This is a genomic window from Rathayibacter sp. VKM Ac-2804, assembly GCF_009866655.1.
Classification (GTDB): domain Bacteria; phylum Actinomycetota; class Actinomycetes; order Actinomycetales; family Microbacteriaceae; genus Rathayibacter.
This window is the reverse complement of the sequence record NZ_CP047420.1, coordinates 960298-982082: the sequence shown is the minus strand read 5'-3', so window position 1 is coordinate 982082 and position 21785 is coordinate 960298. Positions and strand designations below refer to the sequence as shown.

The window sequence follows — 21785 nt, the reverse complement described above, 5'->3', positions numbered from 1 at the left end:
TCCATCAGCTGGCTGAGTATTCGTCCCCCTCCGGGAGGACCTGGAGGATCAGACGACGTCGGCGAGGTAGCCGGTGTCGGCCGCCGGGTGGCGCGCGATCTGGCTCCAGGCGACGGCGAGCGCCTCCACGGCTCGGTCGGTGGTCTCCGGCGAGTAGCCGATCGGGATGCGCAGGAAGCGCTCGAAGGCGCCGTCGATCCCGAAGCGCGGACCGGCGGTGATCAGCAGGCCCGAGGTGCGGGCGGCGAGGGCGAGCTGCGAGCTGGCCGGGCGGCCCAGGCCGACCCAGGTGGAGAGCCCGCCGGAGACCCGCGGCACGCTCCACTCCGGGATCGCGCGGGCGAGCGCCGCCTCGAGGTGATCGCGGCCGGCGCGCAGCTGCTCGCGGCGCAGCTCCAGCACGCCGTCCATCCGGCCGAGCATGTCGGCGACCAGGAGCTGCTCGACGATCGGGCTGCCGAGGTCGCCGGCCGAGCGCGCGGCGACCAGCTTCCGGATGACGCTCCGCTCCGCGCGGATCCAGCCGATCCGGATGCCGCCCCAGAGCGTCTTGCCGACCGAGCCGATCGAGATCACGGTGCCCTCGGGTCCGTACGAGGCGAACGGCAGCGGCGACATCCGCCGGTCGATGTCGAGCTCGGCGGTCGTCTCGTCGGCGATGATCAGCGTGCCCTGGCGGGCCGCGGCGGCGATCGCCCGCTCGCGCAGGTCCACCGCCATCGACCGGCCGGTCGGGTTGTGGAAGTCGGGCATCAGGTAGGCGAGCGTCGGACTGGTGCCGCGGATCGCCGCGATCAGGCCCTCGCCGTCCCAGCCGTCGGCGCCGTCGACGTTGACCGGCACCAGCCGCGCGCCGGCGAGCCGCAGCGCTTCGTAGGCGTGCGGGTAGGTCGGCGCCTCGATCAGGGCGCGGTCGCCGCGGGCGAGCAGGGTGCGGGCGACGAGCGCGATCGCGTGCTGGGCGCCGATGGTCACCATGATCTGGCCGGGCTCCGTGCGGAGGCCGCGCCGGGTGTAGCGCTCGGCGATCGCGCGGCGCAGCAGCGGCAGGCCGACGGTGTCGTACGAGCCGTCCTCGAAGTACTCCGGCGCGAGGCGGGCGGCGCGCGCGTAGGCCTCGGCGAGCTCGGGCACCGCGGGCAGCGCCGCCTTGGTGAAGTCGACGAAGTCGGGGGCGAGGGTCGGCACGGCGTGCACCGCGGCGCCCGGGAGGCGGGTCGCGCTGCCGGAGCCGCGGACGCTGACCAGGTAGCCGCTCTCGCGCAGCTCGCGGTAGGCCGCCGCGACGGTCGTGCGGCTGACGCCGAGCCGCGCCGACAGCTCGCGCTCGGCGGGCAGACGGCTGTCGGTCGGGATGCGGCCGTCGATGCTGAGCAGGCGGATCCGGTCGGCGAGCGCGAGGTACGCGGGCCGGGTGCCGCGCTGCTCGCGCCAGTCGCCGAGGAGGTTCTGCAGGGCGCGAACGCCGAAGTGGACATCAGCCATGCGTCCAAGATAGCCGGATTGGACCGCGCGGAGAAGGCCACTCCTGCGATGGGATGCTCGGCATGACGATCACCGCGCCCCTCGCCGTCCCCGCTCCCCCGGCGAGCCAGTGGCGGATCCGTCCGGTGCCACGGCTGCTGGTCGGGCTCGTGCTCTACGGCTTCGCCGACGCGATGATGATCCGCGCGTCGATCGGAGTGGACCCGTGGACCGTCTTCGCCCTCGGCGTCGCCCGCCAGACCGGACTGGGGATCGGACTGCTCACCAACGTGATCGGACTGCTCGTCCTGCTGCTGTGGATCCCGCTGCGGCAGCGGCCCGGCCTCGGCACCGTGCTGAACGTGCTGGTCGTCGGCACCACGATCGGCGTCGGGATCGAGCTGCTCGCCGTGCCCGCCGAGTGGTGGGGGAAGGCGCTGCTGTTCGCCGGCGGCCTGGTGCTGCTGGCTGTCGCGAGCGGGATCTACATCGGCGCCCGCCTCGGCGCCGGCCCGCGCGACGGGCTGATGACCGGACTGCACGCGCGCTTCGGCCTCCCGATCTGGGCGGCCCGCGGCGGCGTCGAGCTCACCGTGCTCCTGATCGGCTGGGCCCTCGGCGGCGACGTCGGCCTCGGCACGCTCGCCTTCGCCCTGCTGATCGGCCCCCTCTGCGCGGTGACGCTGCCGTTGCTGGGCGTCCGCCGCAGCTGACGGCACGTGCTGATCGCGCGGCCTGCGCCTCCATGCTGATCGAGTAGCCCGCACAGCGGGCCCCCCTTCTTGCTGATCGAGTAGCCCGCGAAGCGGGCGTATCGAGATCCACCGTGGTGCAGACGGTGGGTCTCGATACGCCCCTCCGGGGCTACTCGACCAGCATGAGGTGGCCGCTCCGCGGCTGCTCGACCAGAATGCGGCGCTTCCTAGCGCTTCGCGCTCAGCTCGGCGCGGGTGCGCTCGGCCTCGTCCGAGTCCTGGATCGAGGCGATGCCCTCGGTGATCGAGGTGCCGGAGGCCGGGGCCTCGTGCTCGTCCGCGCCGAGCGTGGCCTCGTCGAAGGGGGCGCGGCCGCCGAGCACCTCGCGGACCTGGACCATGTCGATCTGCTTGGTCCAGGTGCCGACGAGCAGAGTGGCGACCGCGTTGCCGGTGAAGTTGGTGACCGCGCGGGCCTCCGACATGAAGCGGTCGATGCCGACGATGACGCCGACGCCGTTGACCAGGTCGGGACGGAAGGACTGCAGACCGCCGGCCAGGGTGGCGAGGCCGGCGCCGGTGACGCCCGCGGCGCCCTTGGAGGCGACCATCATGAAGAGCAGCAGCCCGATCTGCTCCGGGATCGACATCGGGGCGCCGGTCGCCGAGGCGATGAAGAGCGACGCCATCGTGAGGTAGATCGCGGTGCCGTCGAGGTTGAACGAGTAGCCGGTCGGGACGGTGATGCCGACGACGGGCTTGGAGACGCCGAGGTGCTCCATCTTGGCGATCAGGCGGGGCAGAGCGGCCTCGGAGGAGGAAGTGCCGACGATGAGCAGGTACTCGCGGGCCAGGTACTTCATCAGCGAGAAGATGTTGACGCCGGTGACCAGGCGCAGCAGCAGGCCGAGGATGACGACCACGAAGATCGCGCAGGTGAGGTAGAAGCCGATCATGAGGGTGGCGAGGGCGACGACCGCGCCCCAGCCGGTCTTGCCGACGACCGCGGCGATCGCGCCGAACGCGCCGATCGGGGCGACCCAGAGCACCATCGAGAGGATGCGGAAGACGAGGACCTGCAGCTGCTTGATCGCGCCGAGGATCGGCTGGCCCTTGGCGCCCATCTTCTGCAGCGCGAAGCCGACCAGGAGGGCGACGAAGAGCGTCTGCAGGATGCTGCCGTCCACGAGGGAGGAGAACAGCGAGACCGGGATGATGCCGAGGATGAAGTCGCTGGTCGACTCCGCCTTGAGGTCGCTGGTGTCGTAGGTGGCGCTCGAGATGTCGAGGCCCTCGCCCGGGTGCAGGATGTTGCCGACGACCAGGCCGATGGCCAGCGCGAAGGTCGACATCACGATGAAGTAGCCGAGGGCGAGGCCGCCGACCTTGCCGACGGTCGCGGCCTTGGCGATCGAGCCGATGCCGATCACGATGGTGCAGAAGATGATCGGCGCGATCATCATCTTGATCAGTCCGACGAACGCCTTGCCCACGGGCTCGAGCGTCGCGGCGAACGCGGGGGCGACCAGGCCGACGATCACGCCGGCGACGACCGCGATGATCACGGCGATGTAGAGCCAGTGGTTGCGGTCGATCCGCCGGCGGGTCTTCGCGGGGGTGGCCGGGGGGTCGAGCCGATCGGTGCCGGGCGTCTTCGCCATGAGCGTGTCCTGTCTCTTCATCGAGCTGGGAGGGGGTACGACGATGCTCGACCCCGCAGGCCGCCCGCCGGAGGTTGCGTTCATACTGTTCACGAACGCGCACGGACGAGGAGGTCGGATGCCCGGAACGAGCCCCCGCGGCAGCATCGCCGCCCGGCTGTTCGCCGCCCAGCTGATCTGCATCCTCGTGATCGGCGCGATCGCGGTGCTGGTCCTCGCCTTCGACGCCCGCGGGCGCGCCGGCGACGACGCGGCCGCGCGGAGCCTGGTGGTCGCGCGCACCGTCGCCGACAACCCGTTCGTCCTCGACGCGGCGGAGGGCGCGGACCCGTCGGCCTCGCTCCAGCCCTACGCGGAGGAGATCATGGCCGACACCGGCGTCGACTTCCTCACGATCATGAACCCCGACCGCACCCGCTACACCCATCGCGACCGCGCCCAGATCGGCCTGCCGTTCATCGGCACCATCGCTCCGGCACTCGAGGGCCGCACCTTCACCGAGACCTACACCGGCACGCTCGGGCCCTCCGTGCGCGCCGTCGCGCCGATCGAGAGCGCCGACGGCACCGTCGTCGCGCTGGTCTCGGCCGGCGTGACCGTGAGCCGGGTGGACGCCTCCTTCCTCCCCCGCCTGCAGGTCGTGGCCGGCGGCGTGCTCGGCGCGGTGGCGCTCGGCGGCGTCGGCTCCTGGCTGCTCGCCCGCTACCTCCGCCGGGTCACGGGCGGCCGCGGTCCGGAGCAGATGAGCCAGGTCTTCGCGTACTACGAGTCGGTGCTGCACTCGGTGCGCGAGGGGCTGCTCCTCGTCGACGACCGCGGGCGGCTGGTGCTCGCCAACGACCACGCGCTCCAGCTGCTCGGGCTCGAGGGCGTGTCGATCCCGGTGCCCGTCGACGAGCTCGACCTCCCCGACGCCCTGCGCACGGTGCTGCTGGCCGACGAGCCGGTCGCCGACCGCCTGGTCGTGGCGCACGAGCGGATCCTCGTGGTCAACGAGCGGCCGGCCGCCTCCCCCGGCGCGCACCCGCTCGGCACGGTGACGACGCTCCGCGACCGCACCGAGCTGCAGCGGGTGTCGGGCGAGCTGGAGTCGATGCGCACCCTCTCGGACGCTCTGCGCTCGCAGACCCACGAGTTCTCCAACCGGCTGCACACCATCGCCTCGCTGATCGAGCTCGGCCGGGCGGAGGAGGCGCTCGCCTTCGCGGCCGGCGAGCTGAACCTCAGCCAGCGGCTCGCCGACCGGGTGCTCGGCTCGGTGCAGGAGCCGGTGATCGCCGCGCTGCTGCTCGGCAAGGCCGCGCAGGCCCGCGAGCGCGGGGTCGAGCTGCACCTCGAGACGCACCTCGAGCCGGGCGCCCAGGGCTTCGAACCGGGCGACCTGGTGACCGTGCTCGGCAACCTGATCGACAACGCGCTCGACGCCGCCGCCTCCTCCACCGCCGACCGCGAGCCGTGGGTCGAGGTCTACCTCGGCCTCGCCGAGGACGCCGGTGCCGAGGGCGCCGAGCTGGTGCTGCAGGTCTCCGACAGCGGACCCGGCGTCGCCGAGGCGGCCGACGTCTTCGCCCGCGGCTACTCGACGAAGGAGTCGGACGCGTTCGGCCGCGGCATCGGCCTCGCGCTGGTGCAGCAGGTGGTGCAGCGGCTCGGCGGGAGCATCGAGGTGTCGCGGCACGTCGGCGCGGTGTTCACAGTGCAGCTGCCGCTGCGGACGCCGTCGAGGGCGCAGTCGTGACCGCGCTGATCCGCGTCCTCGTCGTCGAGGACGAGCCGCTCACCGCGAGCGCCCACGCCGACTACGTGCGGCGCGTCGCCGGCTTCGAGGTCGCGGCCGTGGCCGGCAGCGGAGCGGAGGCGATCCGCGCCCTGCGCGCCGACCCCGCGATCGCGCTGATCCTCCTCGACATGAACCTGCCCGACATGGGCGGGCTCGATCTCTGCCGGGCCGTCCGCGCGGCGGGCCTGGACGTCGACGTGATCGCGATCACCGCGGTGCGCGACGCGGCCGTGGTCCGCGCCAGCGTCGCCGCCGGGATCGTGCAGTACCTGATCAAGCCGTTCGTCTTCAGCGTCTTCGCGGCGAAGCTCGCCAGCTACCGCTCCTACCGCGAGCGGATGCACGGGGCCGACGTCGCCAGCCAGCACGAGGTGGACGGCGCCTTCGCCGCGCTGCGGACCTCCAACGCTCCGGGACTGGCGAAGGGACTCTCCGCCGAGACGCTCGACGCGGTGACCGCGCTGCTGGGCCCGGTCGGCCTCTCCGCGGGCGAGCTCGCCGCCCGGCTCGACGTCTCGCGGGTCACCGCGCGGCGCTACCTCGAGCACCTCGCCGACTCGGGAGTCGCCGAGCGCGCCCCGCGCTACGGCTCGCCGGGACGGCCGGAGCTGGAGTACCGCCGGGTCTGAGCGGCTACTGCGTGTACGACGAGAGGAAGTTCCCCAGCCGCTCGATCGCCTCCGCGATGACCCGCTCCTCCGGCAGCGTCACGATCCGCAGATGGTCGGGCGTCGGCCAGTTGAAGCCGGTGCCGGGCACCAGCAGGATGTGCTCCGCGAGCAGCAGGTCGTAGACGAGCCGACCGTCGTCGCGGATCTCGTGCACCTCGGGGTCGAGCCGCGGGAACGCGTAGAGCGCGCCCCTCGGCAGCTCGCAGGAGACGCCGGGGATCGCCTGCAGCCCGCTCCACGCGGCGTCGCGCTGGCGCCGCAGCCGCCCGCCCGGCGCGATCAGCGCCTCGATCGACTGCACGCCCGAGAGCGCCGCCTGCACCGCGTACTGCCCCGGCACGTTCGGGCAGAGCCGGGTCGACGCGAGCAGGGTGATCCCCTCGAGGAACCCCGCCGCGTGCTCGCGCGGCCCGGTGATCGCGAGCCAGCCGGAGCGGTAGCCGGCGACGCGGTAGGTCTTGGACAGCCCGTTGAAGGTGAGGCAGAGCTGGTCCGGCGCGAGCGACGCCAGCGGGATGTGCTGGGCGTCGTCGTAGAGGATCCGGTCGTAGATCTCGTCGGCGAGCAGCAGCAGCGAGTGCTCCTCGGCGAGCGCCACGATCCCCTCGAGCACCTCGCGGGTGTAGACGGCGCCGGTGGGGTTGTTCGGGTTGATGACGACGATGGCCTTGGTGCGCGTCGTGACCTTCGAGCGGATGTCCTCGAGGTCGGGCTGCCAGCCGTCGTCCTCCGCGCAGCGGTAGTGCACCGCGGTGCCGCCGGCGAGACTCGTCATCGCCGTCCAGAGCGGGTAGTCGGGCGCCGGGATCAGCACCTCGTCGCCGTCGTCGAGCAGCGCCTGGAGCGTCATCGTGATCAGCTCGGACACCCCGTTGCCGAGGAACACCCACTCGGGGTCCACCGGTGGGAAGCCGGGGACCTCCTCGTAGCGGTAGGTCACCGCGAGGCGGGCCGAGAGGATGCCCCGGCTGTCGCTGTAGCCGTGCGCGCTGGGCATCGCGGCGATCATGTCGCGGACGATCTGGTGCGGCGCCTCGAAGTCGAAGCCGGCCGGGTTGCCGGTGTTCAGCTTGAGGATGCGGTGACCCTCGCTCTCCAGCCGCGACGCCTCCACGAGCGCCTTGCCGCGGATCTCGTAGAGGACGTTGCGGAGCTTGGAGGACTGCTCGAGGGGGCGCGGCGGGGTCATCGGTCCAGTATTCACCGGCCGACGACCCCCAGAGCCGGTCAGCCCCTCGTGGCGCCGACCGCGGAGGCGATCTCCTCCTCGATCAGGTCGAAGTTGATCGCCGCTGCGACGCGGAGGCCGTCGGCGGCGGCCGCCATCACCTGCGACATCGGCTCGACGAGCGAGCCGGCGGCGAACACCCGCGGCGCGGTGGTGCGGCCCATCGGGTCGACGGTGAGGTGCCGGGCGGCGCCGGAGGGGTGGTCGACGAGCTCGAGGCCGAGGCCGTCGGGCAGGTTGCCCTCGACGCGCGGGCCGACGACCAGCGCGTCGAGCTCGAGCCGGCGGCCGTCGACGACGACGCCGACCAGGCGGTCGTCCTCGACGAGGACCTCGGTGACGGCGCCGTCGATCAGCTCGATGCCGCGGGCGGCGAGCCCCTCGGCCTCCTCCGCTCCCGGCGCGAAGACGCCGTTCGTGAGGATCGACACCCGGTCGCTCAGCTGCCGGAACATCTGCGCCTGGTGGCCCGAGAAGCCGCTGCCGAGCACGGCGATCCGGCGCCCGCGCACCTCGAAGCCGTGGCAGTACGGGCAGTGCAGCACGTCGCGGCCCCAGCGCTCGGCGAGCCCGGGGATCTCGGGCAGCCGGTCGGTGGAGCCGCTGGCGAGAAGCAGGCGGCGGGCGCGCAGCACGGTGCCGTCGGCGAGGGTGGCCGTGACGCCGCCGTCGGCGGCCGAGGCGCTGACGATCCGCCCCGGGACGACGCGTGCGCCGTAGCCCTCGGCCTCGATCCGGGCGAGGCGGGCGAGCTCGACGGGCGCGGTGCCGTCGCGGGTGAGCACGTTGTGGGCGCCGGGCGAGGGCGCGTTGCGGGGCGGCCCGCCGTCGACGACGAGCACGTCGCGGAGGCTGCGGCCGAGGGCGGTGGCGGCGGCGAGTCCGGCGAAGGAGGCACCGGCGACGAGGACGTCGGGGAGGTCTGAAGCGGTCATGTCCCGAGCATCCGATGGCGGCCGCGGTCCGTCGAGGATCCGTGCCGTTCCGGCACGACCGCGCGGCCCGGGTGCCAGGATCGGGGCATGCCCGAGCACTCCGAGCACGACCCTCCTTCCGACGACGAGATCGTCGCCGCCGTCGGACCGCGGCTGAGGCGCCTCCGCCTCCGCCGCGACCGCACGATCGCCTCGCTCGCCGCCGAGACCGGCATCTCCGCGAGCACGCTCTCGCGGCTGGAGAGCGGCGGCCGGCGCGCGACGCTCGAGCTGCTGCTCCCGATCGCCCGCGCGCTCGGCACGCCGCTCGACGAGCTGGTCGGCGCCGCGCCCGAGGACCCGCGCGTGCACGGGCGGCCGTTCACCCGGCACGGGATGCGGATCCAGCCGCTCAGCCGCGACGCGGGCGCCCTGCAGGCCTTCAAGACCACGATCCCCGCCGGACCGATCCCCGCGCCGGAGCAGCAGCGCACGCACGAGGGCTTCGAGTGGCTCTACGTCCTCAGCGGGCGGCTCCGGCTGCGGCTCGGCGAGCACGACATCGTCCTGCCGGCGGGCGAGGCCGCGGAGTTCGACACCCGGGTGCCGCACTGGTTCGGCCGGGCCGACGAGCAGCAGGTCGAGTTCCTCAGCCTGTTCGGGCGCCAGGGCGAGCGGATGCACGTCCGCGCCTCGACGCGGCGCTGAGACGGCGGCACTGAGAGGGCGGGGCGGCTCAGCTCTCGCCGAGCACCTCGCGGACGAAGCCGGTCGTCTTCACGCGCAGCGTCGCGATCCGCTCGGCCTTCGCCGCCTCGACGTCGAAGCCGACGTAGGCGACCGAGGGCCGGGTGCGGACGTTGGCCGAGCACTGGAAGTCCGCGCAGACCAGCGTGCCGAGGGTGTCGCCCGCGCGCCCGGCCGGGCCGGCCTTCTTCGCGCCGAAGAAGACCACGTCGTTGGGCAGCCGGATGTCGCGGCACCAGGAGCACTGCGCCCGCGAGCGCGGGTTCGCGTCGGCCTGGCGGAGCAGGACGCCGACGAGCCGGTCCTCGAGCGGCACGACGACGTAGGCGCGGCGGCCGATCTTCCTGTCGCGCCAGCCGAGATGGTCGAACGACTCCCAGTCGAGGTCGTCGAAGCCGGCGGGGAGCGAGAGATCCGCGACCTCCTTGCGGGAGGCGTTCACGAAGGAGTCGCGGATCTGCTGGTCGGTGAGGGCGCGCATGTCCTCTCCAGCCTAATCAGCCGAGCGGGCCGGCCGGGGGGGGGTCAGCCCAGGTGCGCGACGGCCTCCCGCGGCGCCTGCGCGAGGAACTGCTCCTTCTTGATCCGGATCATCGTGAACGCGATGACCGCGGCGAGCACTAGCCCGACGGCCGCCGCGACGAACACTGCGGAGTAGCCGTCGACGAAGGCGACCGGCGAGGACTGCTCCCCCGCGACTCCGGCGTAGATCGTGGTGAAGACGGAGAGGCCGATCGAGCCGCCGATCTGCATCGCGGCGTTGGCGGTCGCGCCGGCGGCACCGGCGTCGTGGCCGGCGATCCCGGTCAGCGCCACGTTCTGCACCGGCACGAAGATCATCGCCATGCCGACGCCGAGCAGGATCAGGCCGGGCAGCACCTGCACGAGGTAGGAGCCGTCCGCGGTGATGCGGCTGAGGGAGAGCAGGCCGGCGGCCGCGATCAGCGGGCCGACGATCATCAGCAGGCGCGGGCCGACGGTCGGCAGCAGCTTGGTGGCGATGCCCGCGACGATCATGATCGTGACGGTCATCGGCAGGTTCGCGAGGCCCGCCTCGAGCGGCGCGAGGCCGAGCACGAGCTGCAGGTGCAGCGTGAGGTAGAGGGTCGAGCCGATCATGACGCTGCCGACGATCGCCTGGATCAGGAACGCGCCGCCGCGGATCCGGTCGGTGACGATGCGCAGGGGCAGCAGGGGGTGGTCGGAGCGCGCCTGGATGCGGACGAAGACCGCGAGCAGCAGGACGCCGGCGATCAGGAAGCCGAGAGTGTCGACGCGGAGCCAGCCCTGCTCGGCGAGCGTGAAGCCGTAGACGAGGCTCGCGAGGCCGAGCGCGACGGTGATCGTGCCGGCGATGTCGAAGCGGTTGCGGCCCTCGGCGCGGCTCTCGGTCACCAGCAGCGCGCCGGCGACGACGCCGACCAGCACGACGGGGACGTTGACCAGGAGGCACCAGCGCCAGTCGGCGAACTCGGTGAGCAGACCGCCGAGGACGAGGCCGACCGCGGCGCCCGCTCCGGCGACCGCGCCGAAGACGGCGAAGGCCGTGTTGCGCTCGCGCCCGCCGGGGAAGGACACGGTGAGCAGCGCGAGGGCGGCGGGGGCGAGCAGTGCGGCGAAGGCGCCCTGCAGACCGCGGGCGGCGATCAGCTCGGTGCCGGAGGAGGCGACGCCGCCCCAGGCGGAGGCCGCGCCGAAGCCGACCATGCCGATCAGGTAGGTGCGCTTGCGGCCGGTGTAGTCGGCGATGCGGCCGCCGAGCAGGAGGAGCGCGCCGAAGGCGAGCGCGTAGGCGGTGACGACCCACTGGCGCTCGACGTCGGTGAGGCCGAGGTCGGCCTGCGCGGCGGGGAGGGCGATGGTGACGATCGTGCCGTCGAGGACGACGACGAGCTGGGTCATCGCGAGGATCACGAGGACCCACCAGCGGCGGGAGGAGGAGGGCGCGGGCATTGCTGAGCCTTTCGAAGCGGAGGGAGCGGGACCGGCGGGTCCGGATCCGAGCCGCGGCAGTGAGGCTAGACCACCCCAACTGGTTGGTTGGGCATCGACGAGTGTACAGTTCGAGCGCCGAGGAGGTAAGCGTGGCTGCAGAAGATCTCGAGACGGATGCGGTGATGCCCGCCCGCGAGCGCATCCTCCGCGCCGCGACCGCCGAGTTCGCCGAGCACGGCTTCGCCGGCGCCCGCGTCGACCGGGTCGCCGCGGCGGCCGGCCTCAACAAGGAGCGGCTCTACGCCTACTACGGCGGCAAGCGCGGACTGTTCGTCTCGACCGTGGTCGGGGCGCTCGAGGCCCTCGACGCGACGCTGCTCGCCGAGGCGGCCGACCTGCCGGATCTCGCCGGCCGGATGTTCGACCACGTCTGGGACCGCCCCGAGTTCCTCCGCCTGCTCACCTGGGCGCGGCTCGAGGGCGGCGGAGTCTGGGAGGAGGCGGGCGAGCGGCTCGGCAGCCGCCCCGCGCCGGAGGCGCGTGTGCTCGAGTGGCAGCGGGCGGGGATCGTCGACGCGAGCTGGTCGGCGGAGGACCTCTTCATCGCCCTGCTCGGGCTCTGCGAGATCTGGCACCTGACGCCGTTCGCCCAGCGCGGGGGCGACGGCACTCGCGAGCGCCGCCGCGCCTTCGTCGTGCACGTGGCGACGCTGGTGGGATCGCCCGCCGCCGGGCCGACGGCCGTCAGCCCGCCGTCGTGAGCCGCTCGAGGTAGCCGGCGAAGGCGAGCAGGTCGGCCTCGGGCCAGCTGCTCAGCGCCTCCTGCATCCGCTGGCGCTGCTGCCCGCCGAGGTCGCCCATCCGCTCGCGGCCGACGGCGGTCAGCGTGAGGAAGCGGGCGCGGCCGTCGGCCGGATCGGCGGCGGTCTCCACCAGCTCCAGCGCGCAGAGCTGGCGGATCTGACGGCTGATCACGCTGCGGTCGACGCCGAGGCGCTCGGCCGCGACGCTGGAGTGCACGGGACCGCAGCGCTCCAGCATCCGCAGCAGCCGCAGCCCGAACGGCGGCAGCCCGGGGTCGATGCTCGCCGCCGCGTCGCGGACGGCCGTCCGGACCTGCACGGCGAGCGCGGTGATCTGCTCCTCGACCTGGAGCAGCGCGCTCGCCGGTGCGAGGGTCGGGACGGCCGGTGCGGCGGTCATCAGGGGCGCTCGGCCACGTCGATCGCGCCGGTGGTGGCGGGGCTGCCGGTGGTGGTCGCGGCGTGCCGGGCGTGGGCGACGGGAGCGGCGTGGCGGCCGTGCACCTCGTCCTCGGCGTGCACGGCGTCGTCGCTCCGGGTGGTCTGACCCACCGGGCGCAGGGCGGCCTGGCCGTCGGAGGCCGCGATCAGCGCGTCCTCCGCACCGGCGACGACGCCCGAAGGCTCCGTCTTGCGCTGCACGGCGTTCATCGTGCCCAGCGGCGCGTTCGGCAGCAGCAGGACCGCGATCAGCGTGATGACCGCGAGCGGGATGCTGTAGAGGAAGACGTCGCCGACGCCGATGCCGTAGGCGCTCTCGACCACGACGCGCACGGCGTCCGGGAGCGTGTTGACCTGCGGGATCGTGCCGCTGCCGAGCGCCTGGGCGGCGATCGCCTGGTCGGCCGGCGCGAGTCCGGCGATGCCGGTCTTGATGTGGTCGGCGATCACCGTGCCGAGCATCGAGCCCAGCACCGAGACGCCCACCGTGCCGCCGAGGCTGCGGAAGAAGGTGACCGCGCTGGTCGCGACGCCGAGGTTCTTGATGTCGATCGAGTTCTGCACGACGAGCACCAGGTTCTGCATCAGCATGCCCAGGCCCGCGCCGAGGATCGCCATGAAGACGCCCACCAGCACGAGGTTCGTGTCGTAGCGCAGGGTGCTGAGGAGGAAGGTGCCGACGACCGCGAGCACGCCGCCCGAGACCATGATCGCCTTCCACTTGCCGGTGCGCGAGATGATCCCGCCGAAGATGGTGGACGCGATCAGCAGGCCCGCCATCATCGGAATCGTCAGCAGACCCGACTGGGTCGGCGTGGCGCCGCGCGAGAGCTGCATGTACTGCGCGAGGAACACCGCGACGCCGAACATCGAGACGCCGACCGAGATGCTCGCCACGACGGCGAGGCTGAAGGTGCGGTTCTTGAACATCCCCATCGGGATGATCGGCTCGGCGACCGTGAGCTCGGTGATCACCGCGGCGACCAGCAGCACGACGGAGCCGCCGACCATGACCGCGGTCTCCCAGGAGGCCCAGTCGAAGTTCTTGCCGGCCAGCGAGACCCAGATCAGCAGCAGCGAGACGCCGCCCGCGATGAGGACCGCACCGAGGTAGTCGATCTTGACCGTGCGCTTGGGGTGCGCGGGGAGGCGCAGCGTCACCTGGAGCAGGATGATCGCGACGATCGCGACCGGCAGCGCGATGAAGAAGTTCCAGCGCCAGCCGAACGCGTCGGTGACGACGCCGCCGAGCAGCGGGCCGCCGACCGTGCCGATCGCCATCACGCCGCCGAAGAGACCGGCGTACTTGCCGCGCTCCCGGGGGCTGATGATGTCGGCCATGATGATCTGGCTCAGCGCCGCGAGGCCGCCGGCCCCGAGGCCCTGGAAGACGCGGAACACGATCAGCATGTTCGTGTCCTGCGAGAAGCCGGCCGCGGCCGATCCGATCACGAACAGCGCGAGCGCGAGCTGGATGAGCAGCTTGCGGTTGAAGAGATCGGCGAACTTGCCCCAGAGCGGGGTGGAGACGGTGGTCGCGAGGAGCGTCGCGGTGACGACCCAGGTGTAGGCGTTCTGGTCGCCCTTGAGGTCCGAGATGATCAGCGGCAGCGAGGTCGACACGACCGTGCCCGCGAGGATCGAGACGAACATGCCCAGCAGCAGTCCGCTGAGGGATTCGAGCACCTGGCGGTGCGACATGGCCCCGTCGGGGCCGGTGGGGGTGGTGCGCTCTTCTCGAGTGCGCGTGCGCTCTGCGCGGGACATACGGCTCCTTGTTCACGATGCGGCACCGGTGGCGATGCGGCGGTACTAGTTGACGGCGGTCAACTATTGACCGAGTGCAACTATATAGCCGAGCGAGGTGTTTCCGCCAGTGGTGATCCGCATCCCTCCGCGGGGCGGTCAGCGGGCGATGCCGCGCCGGCGCAGCAGCACTGCCGCCATCACGACCGCGGCCGCGAGCGCGACGAGGACCGCGACGCCCAGCGGCGAGCCGGCCGCGGCGCCGATCACCGCCCAGAGCACGGCGAAGCCGACGGTCGCGTAGATCAGCGCCCAGGCCGCGCAGCCCGGCAGCATCGCGAGCAGATAGACGCCGAACCGCATCCGGGCCGCTCCGGCCGCCGCGTTGATCATGGTCTGGAGTCCGACGGTGAGGAAGCTCACGGTGACCGCGGGCGCCCCGTAGCGGGCGAGCAGTGCCGACGCGCGCTTCAGAGCCGGCGACTCCAGCCACCGCCCCCACCGGCGCGAGGCCGCCCCGGTGACGACCGCCCGCGCGAGCCAGTACGTCGCCTGCGCCCGCAGCAGCACGATCACGAACAGCGCCGCGAGCAGCTCCACGAACCCCAGCTCGTCCAGGAAGGCGGGCATGCGGCGCCTCCCTCTCCTCGCTCGGTAGAAGGCAAGGCTACCCTTCCCTCCCCCGCGCCTCCTGCTGATCGAGTAGCGCGCAGCGCGTCTCGAGACACCCGCCCTCAGGCGCGGACCCGCCGTGATCGCGCGGGTGCCCGACCGGCTCCGACCCCGCCCCTAGGCTCGACGCATGGACAACATCGATCGGAAGATCCTCGATCTGCTGCGCCAGAACGCCCGCGCGGGCTACGGCGACATCGGCGGTGTCGTGGGGCTGTCCGCGTCCGCCGTGAAGCGCCGCGTCGACCGGCTCGTGGCCGACGGCGTCATCCGCGGCTTCACGATCAAGGTCGACCCGGCGGTCGACGGCATGGCGACGGAGGCCTATGTCGAGCTGTTCTGCCGCGGCACCGTCGCCCCCGACGAGCTGCGCCGCATTCTCTCGGCCGTCCCCGAGGTCGTCGACGCCGGCACGGTCACCGGCTCGGCCGACGCCATCGTGCACATCCGCTCGCGCGACATCCCGAGCCTCGAGCTCGCCCTCGAGAAGGTCCGCATCGCGCCGAACGTCGACCACACCCGCTCCGCGATCGTGCTCTCCCGCCTGATCCAGCGCGGCGAGGCGTAGCGGGATCGCTCCCGCTCAGTGCGAGCGTCCGGCAACCACGTCGGCGAGGCTCGCGAGCGGTGACGTCGTCGCCCGGCCCCGCGCCTCCGCCGCGTCGGCCAGGCCGTAGGCGCGGTAGAGCGAGGTGACCGCGAGCCAGCGCAGCGGCTCCGGCTCCCACGGGCGCACCCGGTGGCCGACCCACGGCAGCTCGGTGAGCGGCGTGCTCTCGCCGAACACCAGATCGCGGAGGGTGCGGCCGGCCAGGTTCGTCGCCGTGACCCCGGTGCCGACGAAGCCGCCCGCCCAGCCGAGGCCGGTGGCGCGGTCGAGTCCGACGGTCGCGTGCCAGTCGCGCGGGACGCCGAGCACGCCGGACCACACGTGCTCGATGCCGACGCCCCGCAGCACCGGGAAGAACCGCTCGAGGATCTCGCGCAGCCGGCCGACCGTCCGCGGATCGGTCGCCCCGTCGCGGTCGATCCGGGAGCCGAAGCGGTAGGGCACGCCCCGCCCGCCGATCGCGATCCGGTCGTCGGCCGTGCGCTGCGCGTACATGTAGGCGTGCGCCGCGTCGCCGAGCGTCTCGCGGCCCGCCCAGCCGATCTCGTCCCAGACCTCCGGAGCGAGCCGCTCGGTCGCGATCAGCGACGAGTTCATCGGCAGCCACTCCCGGTAGTGCCCGGCGAGCGCGGCGGTGAAGCCCTCGGTCGCGCGCAGCACGATCGGCGCGCGGACGACGCCGCGGGCCGTGACGGCCGCACCGGGCCGGATCTCGTCGACCCGGGTATCCTCGAAGATCCGCACGCCGAGCGCCTCGACCGTGCGGGCGAGTCCGTCGGCGAGCTTGGCCGGGTGCAGGCGCGCGCAGTGCGGATGCCAGAGGCCGGCCGAGGCGCCGTCGACCGCGATCCGGGCCGCGGTCTCCCGCGCATCGAGCAGCTCGACATCGGTGTGCGCCCGGGCGCGGGCCGCCGCCGCGGCGGCCAGGAGGCGGGCCCGCTGCGCCTCGCCGCGCGCCACCTGGAACTCGCCGCCCTTGACGATGTCCGCGTCGATCCCCTCGGCCGCGGCGACCGCGATCACCTCGTCGACCGTCTGATTCATCGCGAGCTGGAAGCGGTCGACCGCCTCGGCCCCGTGCGTCCGGGCGTAGGAGGCGACGCCTCCGGTGATCTCGTTCGTCAGCCAGCCGCCGTTGCGGCCCGAGGCGCCGAAGCCGGCGAAGCGCTGCTCGAGGATCGCGATCCGCAGCGACGGGTCGGTCTTCGCGAGCGAGTACGCGGTCCACAGCCCGGTGTAGCCGGCGCCGACGATGCAGACGTCGACGTCGAGCGGGCCGGGAAGCGCCGGACGGGGCGTGGAACGACCGAGGGAGGCCCACCAGAACGACACGTCGCCGTTGATCACAGTGGGGCTCCCTCGGTCGGCTCGGGGCTCTCGGCGGATCAGAGTCCCGCGGACGGGAACGTCTGCATCATCTCCGAGAACAGCGTGGCGGTCCAGCCGATCGCGATGATGAAGGACACCGCCACGACGCCGAGGAAGATCCACAGCGGGAGCAGGCCGCCGCCGGTCACGCGCTTCACGACGACGCTGCGCCCGATCACGTAGACGTAGGGAGCGGCGAGGAACGCCCAGGCCCAGTGGAACGGGCGCTGCACGCCGGCCTTCTTCAGCTGGCGGTAGTCGAGGAACGCGAAGACGACCTCGGCGGCGTAGATCAGGAAGCCGACGACCTGCACGGCGCCGAGGCCGACGAGGTAGGCGGTCGACATGCCCATCGTGGCGCGCGGACCGTAGGTCGACGAGACGGCCGAGGCGGCGATCGCGTCCGGCGGGAGCAGGAAGATCGACAGCGCGGACAGGAGCGGCAGGAGCACGACGACCCAGATCCACGGGGTGCTGGTGACGATGCTCGGGTCGCGCGGCTGCGCCGCGGGGCGGCCGGCGGAGGCGGGCTGCTGGCCGTACTGCTGGCCGTACTGCTGCGGGTACTGCTGGCTGTACTCCTGCTGCGGCTGCTGGCTGTACTGCGGCTGTCCGCTGTACGGGGGCTGCTGAGCGTACGGCTGCTGCGACGTCTGCTCGCCGTACCGCGGCTGCTGCGGGATCTCGCGCTCGGGAGCGGACTGCCCGGACGCGGACTGGCCGTAGCTCGTGGCCTGGCCGCTCGAGGTCTCGCCGTAGGCGGGGCCGGAGACGGGCGGCACGATCGGCGGCTGCGGCGCCGCGGGAGGCTGCGGGGTGCTCTGCGCGGCGGGAGCGGTCGGGGCGGCGGGAGCCTGTGGGGCCGCGCTCTGCGGGGCGTCGCGCAGCGAGTCGGTCCAGCCCTGGCCGTCCCACCAGCGCTGTCGCGGCGAGCCGGCGGGGTCCGGGTACCAGCCCGCGCGCGGACCCGAGGACGTGCCCCGCTCCTGCTCGCCGTTCCGGTCGTCGCCGCCGTGCTCGTTGCCGGCCTGGTCGTCCGTCATCGCGTCCTCCGCTCCCCTTCGGGCGCTCTGCCCGCCATCGGAGTCGAGCGTATCGCCGCGATCCCCGGTCGCACCTGGGCGCGGCCTTGCCGCGACCTCTCCTCCGCCTGAGCGGACGCCGTGCACGGGCCTCCGCCAGGATGGACGCATGCCGCACACCCTCCGCGCCCGCGCCCTGCTCTTCGACATGGACGGCACCCTCGTCGACTCGACCGCGGTGGTGGAGACGATCTGGCGCTCCTTCGCCGAGCGCTTCGGACTCGACGCGAGCCTGGTCCTCGGCGCCGTGCACGGGGTCCGCGCGGAGGACAGCGTGCGCCGCTTCGCCCCCGCGGGCAGCGACGTGGCGGGGATCGTCGGCGAGCTGAACGCCTACGAGCTCGAGCACACGGAGGGCACCGTCGAGATCCCGGGCGCCGTCGACTTCCTGGCGGCGATCCCCCGCGACCGCGTGGCGCTGGTCACCTCCGCGAGTCCGGCGCTGGCCGCCGGTCGCCTCGCCGCCGCGGGCGTCCCCTCCCCCGCTGCCGTCGTCACCGCCGACGACGTCGTGCACGGCAAGCCCGCGCCCGACGGCTATCTCGCGGCCGCCGGGCTCCTCGGCGTCGACCCGGCCGACGCGGTCGTCTTCGAGGACGCGGAGGCCGGGATCCTCGCGGGCCTCGCCGCCGGCATGCGCGTCGTCGTCGTCGGAGCGCACGAGTCCGAGACCACCCGCGGGCTGCCGCGCATCCCGCACTACTCCGACGCGAGCGTCGACGTCGACGGCGACGAGCTCGTGCTGACTCTGCCCTGAGCCGCGCCCTCAGTACCGGATCGCGTCGATCACCTTGACCCGGACCGCGACGATCGCCGGCACGAGCCCGGCGAGCGCGCCGACCAGCGTCGCCGCGCCGAGCCCGAGCAGCGCCGCCTCGACCGGGAACGGCGGGATGTCGCTGATCCCGTTCTCCTCGACGAAGGCGACGGTCCACGGGTTCGTCACCAGGATCACCGCGATCGTCACGCCGACCACGCCCGCGACGACCGTCGCCACGACGCTCTCCATCATGATCGAGAAGAAGATCCGCCCCGAGGAGGCGCCGAAGCTGCGCCGGATGCCGATCTCGCGGATCCGCTGCCGCACGGTGACGAGCGCGATGTTGAGCAGCCCGAGCGCACCGAGCGCCAGCACGAGCCCGGCGACACCGCCGATCACCCAGGTGAGCACCGCGAAGGGGTCGGAGTCGTAGCTCAGGTAGTCCTGCCGGTAGACGTCGGCCTCGAAGCCCGGGCCGAGCGCCGCCGTGACGTCGCGCTTGACGGCCTCGATCAGCGGGTCCGCGATCTCGAGCGGCACCCACATCTCGTAGTTCGGCAGCTGCGGGCCGCCGAACGCGGGGTCCGCCTCGGGCGCGACGGCCGAGTAGGCGTCGACGAGCATCATCGCGCTCGGAGTCGTGTCGTACTGGTTGGACGGCGTCACCCCGATCACGACGGCAGTGGTGTCGTGCTCCCCGCCGAGGAGCGTCGCCGTCGGGTGGGTGCGCAGATCCGGGCGCCCGAGGCGCTCCCAGAAGACCTCGTTGATCACGAGCGCGGGAGCGAGACGGCGCTCGTCGCCCTCGGCGAACCAGGTGCCGCTCGCCAGCTCCACCCGGTGCATCTCGGCGTAGGGCTGGTCGACGGCGGTGATCCCGACGTCGACGGCGCCGTCCGCGAACTGCACGCGGGTGCCGCCGTAGGTCGTGCGGCTCGCGTAGTCGATGCGGTAGCGCTCGAGCACCTTCTCCCACGCGGCCTGCATCACGACGGGGTCGACGACGCCCTCGGGCCCGGTGGTGTACGCGCTGAGGAAGAGGCTGGCGGGTCGGCCGCTGCTGCGCTCCGACACCTCGATGTTCGCCTGGCGCGCGATCCCGCCCGCGGCGACGACGCCGGTGAGGGCCGCGACGGCCACCGCCACGCCGATCAGCGAGAGCAGCACGCGGCCGCGGTGGATGCGCAGCTCGGTCCACGCCTCGACGATGGCGCCGACGACGCCGGTGAGGCCGCCCATCAGTGCCGCCCCGAGCTCGTCGCGGGGGCGGCGGTCGCGGACGTCGAGGCGCTGAGCCTGCCGTGGTCGAGCCGGTAGTGCCGCTCGGCCCTGGCCGCGATGGCCGGGTCGTGGGTGATCGTGACCAGGGCCGAGCCGGACTCCTGGGCGATCTCGTCGAGCAGGCTCATCACGCTCTCCCCCGTGTCGGTGTCGAGCGCGCCGGTCGGCTCGTCGGCGAGGATCAGCCGCGGGCGGCGCACCAGGGCGCGCGCGATCGCGATCCGCTGCTGCTCGCCGCCGGACATCCGGCCGGGCATCGAGTCGACCCGGTGCCCGAGCCCGACCCGCTCCAGCATCTCGGCGGCCAGCGCCGCGCGGCGCCAGAACTCGCTGCCGGTGGCGTAGAGCAGCGGCGTCATCACGTTCTCGCGGGCCGTCCGGCCCTCGAGCAGATTGAACTGCTGGAAGATGAAGCCGATGCTGCCGCCGCGGATCCGCGCCCGGGCCCGAGAGGAGAGCGTCTCGGTCGGCTTCCCCTCGAGCAGCATGCGCCCCTCGGTCGGCTCGTCGATCAGGCCGAGGATGTTGAGGAGCGTCGACTTGCCGGAGCCGCTGCGCCCGACGACCGAGACGTGATCGCCCTCGCCGACCTCGAGATCGACGCCGTCGAGGATGGTCAGCGGAGGCGCGTCGGGCAGCGGGACGACCTTGCGGATCCCCTCGAGCCGCAGGATCGTGCGCTTCCCGTCCGTCGCGAGTCCGTCCGTCACGAGCAGTAGACCGAGCCGTCGGCGTTCTGCACGCAGTTCCCCTCGAGCTGCTCGCCCTCGCCCGCGGCCGCGCCGGGGACGAACTGCAGCAGCTCGGCGCCCTCGTCGACGCCTCCGGTGACCTCGATGCTGACGCCGTCGGTGAGACCGAGGGTCACGGGGACCTCCTCGGTCGAGCCGTCCTCGGCGAGGCGGTAGACGACGCCCGACTCGGCGGTGCCCTCGACCGCCGTGGTCGGCACGACGAGCACGTTCTCGGCGAGGCCGCCCGCGAGGGTGACAGTGGCGGCGAGGCCGGGGAACACGGTCACCTCGCCGGGGACCTGGCAGCGGAAGCTGGTGCCGGAGCCGCCGGTCGCGCCCGTGCCGCCGGTCTCGCCCGTCGGCGTCTCGCCCTCGCCCGCGAGCGGCGTGGTGATGGTGAGCCCGGTGCAGGTGAAGGCGGCCGGGCCGCCGGTGACGGCGATCTGCGCCTCGGTCGGCCGGTTCTGGATCCGGTACAGCTGCTCGGCGTCGATCGAGCCGGTGACGGCGTAGGTCGGCGGGGCGACCTGGCCGGTGACCTCGCCGACCGCGACGGCCTGGTCGTGGATGACGCCGAGGGCGCTGAGCACGCCGGCCGCCGGGGCGTAGACGCGCTCGAAGCGGACCGAGGGCGGCGGCTGGGTGACGGTGACGAGGCCGTCGGGGCCGGTGGTCTCGACCGGCTCGCGCACGGTCTCGACGCGGATGTCGTAGATCAGGTCGCCCGAGGCGACGGTGGCGCCCTGGGTGATGTACACGTCGTCGACGGTGCCGACGGCGGTCGCCTTGACGGGCACGGCCGGGTCGGCGGCGACGGTGCCCTGCAGGGTGAGGTCATTGGTGACGGTGCCCCGGCCGACGACGACGGTCGGCTCCGTCAGCTCACCCGTGGGAACGGTCGGATCGGCCTCGGCGGACCCGTCCGGGAAGAAGGCGATCTTCACCAGCGCGACCGCGACCGCGCCGATCACCACCAGCCACAGGATCGGGAACACCCATCGTCGAACCGCACCCATGTCTGTCCCCCGACTCCGGCGCTCGTGCGCCCGCGGCACTCCCCCGTGGCGCACCGCTCGGCAGCCTATCGAGCAGTCGCCGGGCCGCGCGTCAGCCGCTGTGACTACTCCGGGGGCGAGTCTCGATACGCCCCGCCGTCCTGCTGATCGAGGAGCCCGCGCAGCGGGCGTATCGAG

21 protein-coding genes are annotated in these 21785 nt (G+C 73.2%); 7 read left to right on the top strand and 14 right to left on the bottom strand.

Annotated elements, in window-relative coordinates:
• Positions 1–48: 48 nt before the first annotated feature.
• The gene (locus GTU73_RS04535) at positions 49–1485 is read right to left on the bottom strand and encodes a PLP-dependent aminotransferase family protein (protein WP_160087359.1); all 1437 of its coding nucleotides are present in this window, start codon (positions 1483–1485) and stop codon (positions 49–51) included.
• A 62-nt stretch (positions 1486–1547) separates the two neighbouring features.
• On the opposite strand from GTU73_RS04535, the gene GTU73_RS04530 reads away from it, so the two are divergent.
• Complete coding sequence (locus GTU73_RS04530) at positions 1548–2177, top strand: hypothetical protein (protein WP_244231771.1); 630 nt, start codon at positions 1548–1550, stop codon at positions 2175–2177.
• 209 nt (positions 2178–2386) lie between these two features.
• On the opposite strand, the gene GTU73_RS04525 is transcribed toward GTU73_RS04530, so the two are convergent.
• Complete coding sequence (locus tag GTU73_RS04525; protein WP_160087357.1) at positions 2387–3820, bottom strand: cation:dicarboxylase symporter family transporter; 1434 nt, start codon at positions 3818–3820, stop codon at positions 2387–2389.
• A gap of 118 nt (positions 3821–3938) precedes the next feature.
• Here GTU73_RS04525 and GTU73_RS04520 point away from each other — a divergent pair, with 118 nt between their 5' ends.
• Positions 3939–5558, top strand: a complete 1620-nt coding sequence (locus tag GTU73_RS04520) for a sensor histidine kinase (RefSeq protein WP_160087355.1) — start codon at positions 3939–3941, stop codon at positions 5556–5558.
• Between the two features lie 5 nt (positions 5559–5563).
• Positions 5564–6229 carry a response regulator gene (locus tag GTU73_RS04515; protein ID WP_160091219.1) on the top strand — a complete coding sequence of 222 codons (666 nt, stop codon included), beginning with the start codon at positions 5564–5566 and terminating at the stop codon, positions 6227–6229.
• Between the two features lie 4 nt (positions 6230–6233).
• Here the strand turns inward: GTU73_RS04515 and GTU73_RS04510 are convergent, their stop codons facing one another.
• The gene (locus tag GTU73_RS04510; protein WP_160087353.1) at positions 6234–7460 is read right to left on the bottom strand and encodes a pyridoxal phosphate-dependent aminotransferase; all 1227 of its coding nucleotides are present in this window, start codon (positions 7458–7460) and stop codon (positions 6234–6236) included.
• Between the two features lie 38 nt (positions 7461–7498).
• Positions 7499–8434 carry an NAD(P)/FAD-dependent oxidoreductase gene (locus GTU73_RS04505; protein ID WP_160087351.1) on the bottom strand — a complete coding sequence of 312 codons (936 nt, stop codon included), beginning with the start codon at positions 8432–8434 and terminating at the stop codon, positions 7499–7501.
• 87 nt (positions 8435–8521) lie between these two features.
• Between GTU73_RS04505 and GTU73_RS04500 the strand changes: the two genes are divergently transcribed.
• A complete protein-coding gene (locus tag GTU73_RS04500; protein WP_160087349.1) occupies positions 8522–9121 on the top strand; it encodes an XRE family transcriptional regulator in 600 nt (199 codons plus the stop codon).
• 28 nt (positions 9122–9149) lie between these two features.
• Here GTU73_RS04500 and GTU73_RS04495 read toward each other — a convergent pair whose 3' ends face one another.
• Positions 9150–9641 (bottom strand): FBP domain-containing protein, encoded by a 492-nt coding sequence (locus GTU73_RS04495; RefSeq protein ID WP_160087347.1) that lies wholly within the window; start codon positions 9639–9641, stop codon positions 9150–9152.
• Between the two features lie 44 nt (positions 9642–9685).
• Positions 9686–11113: an MFS transporter gene (locus tag GTU73_RS04490; RefSeq protein WP_173250710.1), complete on the bottom strand. Its 1428-nt coding sequence runs from the start codon at positions 11111–11113 to the stop codon at positions 9686–9688.
• Positions 11114–11244: 131 nt separating this feature from the next.
• On the opposite strand from GTU73_RS04490, the gene GTU73_RS04485 reads away from it, so the two are divergent.
• Positions 11245–11856: a TetR family transcriptional regulator gene (locus GTU73_RS04485; RefSeq protein ID WP_160087345.1), complete on the top strand. Its 612-nt coding sequence runs from the start codon at positions 11245–11247 to the stop codon at positions 11854–11856.
• Here GTU73_RS04485 and GTU73_RS04480 read toward each other — a convergent pair.
• The 3 genes from GTU73_RS04480 to GTU73_RS04470 form a co-directional block, all read right to left on the bottom strand.
• Positions 11840–12298, bottom strand: a complete 459-nt coding sequence (locus GTU73_RS04480) for a MarR family winged helix-turn-helix transcriptional regulator (RefSeq protein ID WP_160087344.1) — start codon at positions 12296–12298, stop codon at positions 11840–11842. The genes GTU73_RS04485 and GTU73_RS04480 overlap by 17 nt on opposite strands.
• Positions 12298–14040, bottom strand: coding sequence for an MDR family MFS transporter (locus GTU73_RS04475; RefSeq protein WP_160091217.1), 1743 nt, complete (start codon positions 14038–14040; stop codon positions 12298–12300). Before GTU73_RS04475 ends, GTU73_RS04480 begins: the two co-directional genes overlap by 1 nt.
• Positions 14041–14244: 204 nt before the next feature.
• The gene (locus GTU73_RS04470) at positions 14245–14715 is read right to left on the bottom strand and encodes a VTT domain-containing protein (RefSeq protein WP_160087343.1); all 471 of its coding nucleotides are present in this window, start codon (positions 14713–14715) and stop codon (positions 14245–14247) included.
• Between the two features lie 172 nt (positions 14716–14887).
• Between GTU73_RS04470 and GTU73_RS04465 the strand changes: the two genes are divergently transcribed.
• Positions 14888–15325 carry an Lrp/AsnC family transcriptional regulator gene (locus GTU73_RS04465; protein ID WP_055786568.1) on the top strand — a complete coding sequence of 146 codons (438 nt, stop codon included), beginning with the start codon at positions 14888–14890 and terminating at the stop codon, positions 15323–15325.
• A 15-nt stretch (positions 15326–15340) separates the two neighbouring features.
• On the opposite strand, the gene GTU73_RS04460 is transcribed toward GTU73_RS04465, so the two are convergent.
• Positions 15341–16714, bottom strand: coding sequence for an FAD-dependent oxidoreductase (locus tag GTU73_RS04460; RefSeq protein WP_160087342.1), 1374 nt, complete (start codon positions 16712–16714; stop codon positions 15341–15343).
• Positions 16715–16752: 38 nt separating this feature from the next.
• The gene (locus GTU73_RS04455) at positions 16753–17778 is read right to left on the bottom strand and encodes a DUF2510 domain-containing protein (RefSeq protein ID WP_160087341.1); all 1026 of its coding nucleotides are present in this window, start codon (positions 17776–17778) and stop codon (positions 16753–16755) included.
• A gap of 148 nt (positions 17779–17926) precedes the next feature.
• Between GTU73_RS04455 and GTU73_RS04450 the strand changes: the two genes are divergently transcribed.
• Positions 17927–18574, top strand: a complete 648-nt coding sequence (locus tag GTU73_RS04450) for an HAD-IA family hydrolase (RefSeq protein ID WP_160087340.1) — start codon at positions 17927–17929, stop codon at positions 18572–18574.
• Between the two features lie 9 nt (positions 18575–18583).
• Here the strand turns inward: GTU73_RS04450 and GTU73_RS04445 are convergent, their stop codons facing one another.
• The 3 genes from GTU73_RS04445 to GTU73_RS04435 are packed head-to-tail and all read right to left on the bottom strand — an operon-like array spanning position 18584 to position 21587.
• Positions 18584–19816, bottom strand: a complete 1233-nt coding sequence (locus GTU73_RS04445; protein ID WP_160087339.1) for an ABC transporter permease — start codon at positions 19814–19816, stop codon at positions 18584–18586.
• Positions 19816–20568, bottom strand: a complete 753-nt coding sequence (locus GTU73_RS04440; RefSeq protein WP_160087338.1) for an ABC transporter ATP-binding protein — start codon at positions 20566–20568, stop codon at positions 19816–19818. The genes GTU73_RS04445 and GTU73_RS04440 overlap by 1 nt, the downstream gene beginning before the upstream one ends.
• A complete protein-coding gene (locus tag GTU73_RS04435) occupies positions 20565–21587 on the bottom strand; it encodes an efflux RND transporter periplasmic adaptor subunit (RefSeq protein WP_160087337.1) in 1023 nt (340 codons plus the stop codon). Before GTU73_RS04435 ends, GTU73_RS04440 begins: the two co-directional genes overlap by 4 nt.
• Positions 21588–21785: the final 198 nt, after the last annotated feature.

Coding starts and splice junctions, on each gene's coding strand:
- GTU73_RS04535 (WP_160087359.1), bottom strand. CDS start 1,485: ATGGCTGATGTCCACTTCGGCGTTCGCGCCCTGCAGAACCTCCTCGGC.
- GTU73_RS04530 (WP_244231771.1), top strand. CDS start 1,548: ATGACGATCACCGCGCCCCTCGCCGTCCCCGCTCCCCCGGCGAGCCAG.
- GTU73_RS04525 (WP_160087357.1), bottom strand. CDS start 3,820: ATGGCGAAGACGCCCGGCACCGATCGGCTCGACCCCCCGGCCACCCCC.
- GTU73_RS04520 (WP_160087355.1), top strand. CDS start 3,939: ATGCCCGGAACGAGCCCCCGCGGCAGCATCGCCGCCCGGCTGTTCGCC.
- GTU73_RS04510 (WP_160087353.1), bottom strand. CDS start 7,460: ATGACCCCGCCGCGCCCCCTCGAGCAGTCCTCCAAGCTCCGCAACGTC.
- GTU73_RS04505 (WP_160087351.1), bottom strand. CDS start 8,434: ATGACCGCTTCAGACCTCCCCGACGTCCTCGTCGCCGGTGCCTCCTTC.
- GTU73_RS04500 (WP_160087349.1), top strand. CDS start 8,522: ATGCCCGAGCACTCCGAGCACGACCCTCCTTCCGACGACGAGATCGTC.
- GTU73_RS04495 (WP_160087347.1), bottom strand. CDS start 9,641: ATGCGCGCCCTCACCGACCAGCAGATCCGCGACTCCTTCGTGAACGCC.
- GTU73_RS04490 (WP_173250710.1), bottom strand. CDS start 11,113: ATGCCCGCGCCCTCCTCCTCCCGCCGCTGGTGGGTCCTCGTGATCCTC.
- GTU73_RS04480 (WP_160087344.1), bottom strand. CDS start 12,298: ATGACCGCCGCACCGGCCGTCCCGACCCTCGCACCGGCGAGCGCGCTG.
- GTU73_RS04475 (WP_160091217.1), bottom strand. CDS start 14,040: ATGTCGCACCGCCAGGTGCTCGAATCCCTCAGCGGACTGCTGCTGGGC.
- GTU73_RS04470 (WP_160087343.1), bottom strand. CDS start 14,715: ATGCCCGCCTTCCTGGACGAGCTGGGGTTCGTGGAGCTGCTCGCGGCG.
- GTU73_RS04465 (WP_055786568.1), top strand. CDS start 14,888: ATGGACAACATCGATCGGAAGATCCTCGATCTGCTGCGCCAGAACGCC.
- GTU73_RS04455 (WP_160087341.1), bottom strand. CDS start 17,778: ATGACGGACGACCAGGCCGGCAACGAGCACGGCGGCGACGACCGGAAC.
- GTU73_RS04450 (WP_160087340.1), top strand. CDS start 17,927: ATGCCGCACACCCTCCGCGCCCGCGCCCTGCTCTTCGACATGGACGGC.
- GTU73_RS04445 (WP_160087339.1), bottom strand. CDS start 19,816: ATGGGCGGCCTCACCGGCGTCGTCGGCGCCATCGTCGAGGCGTGGACC.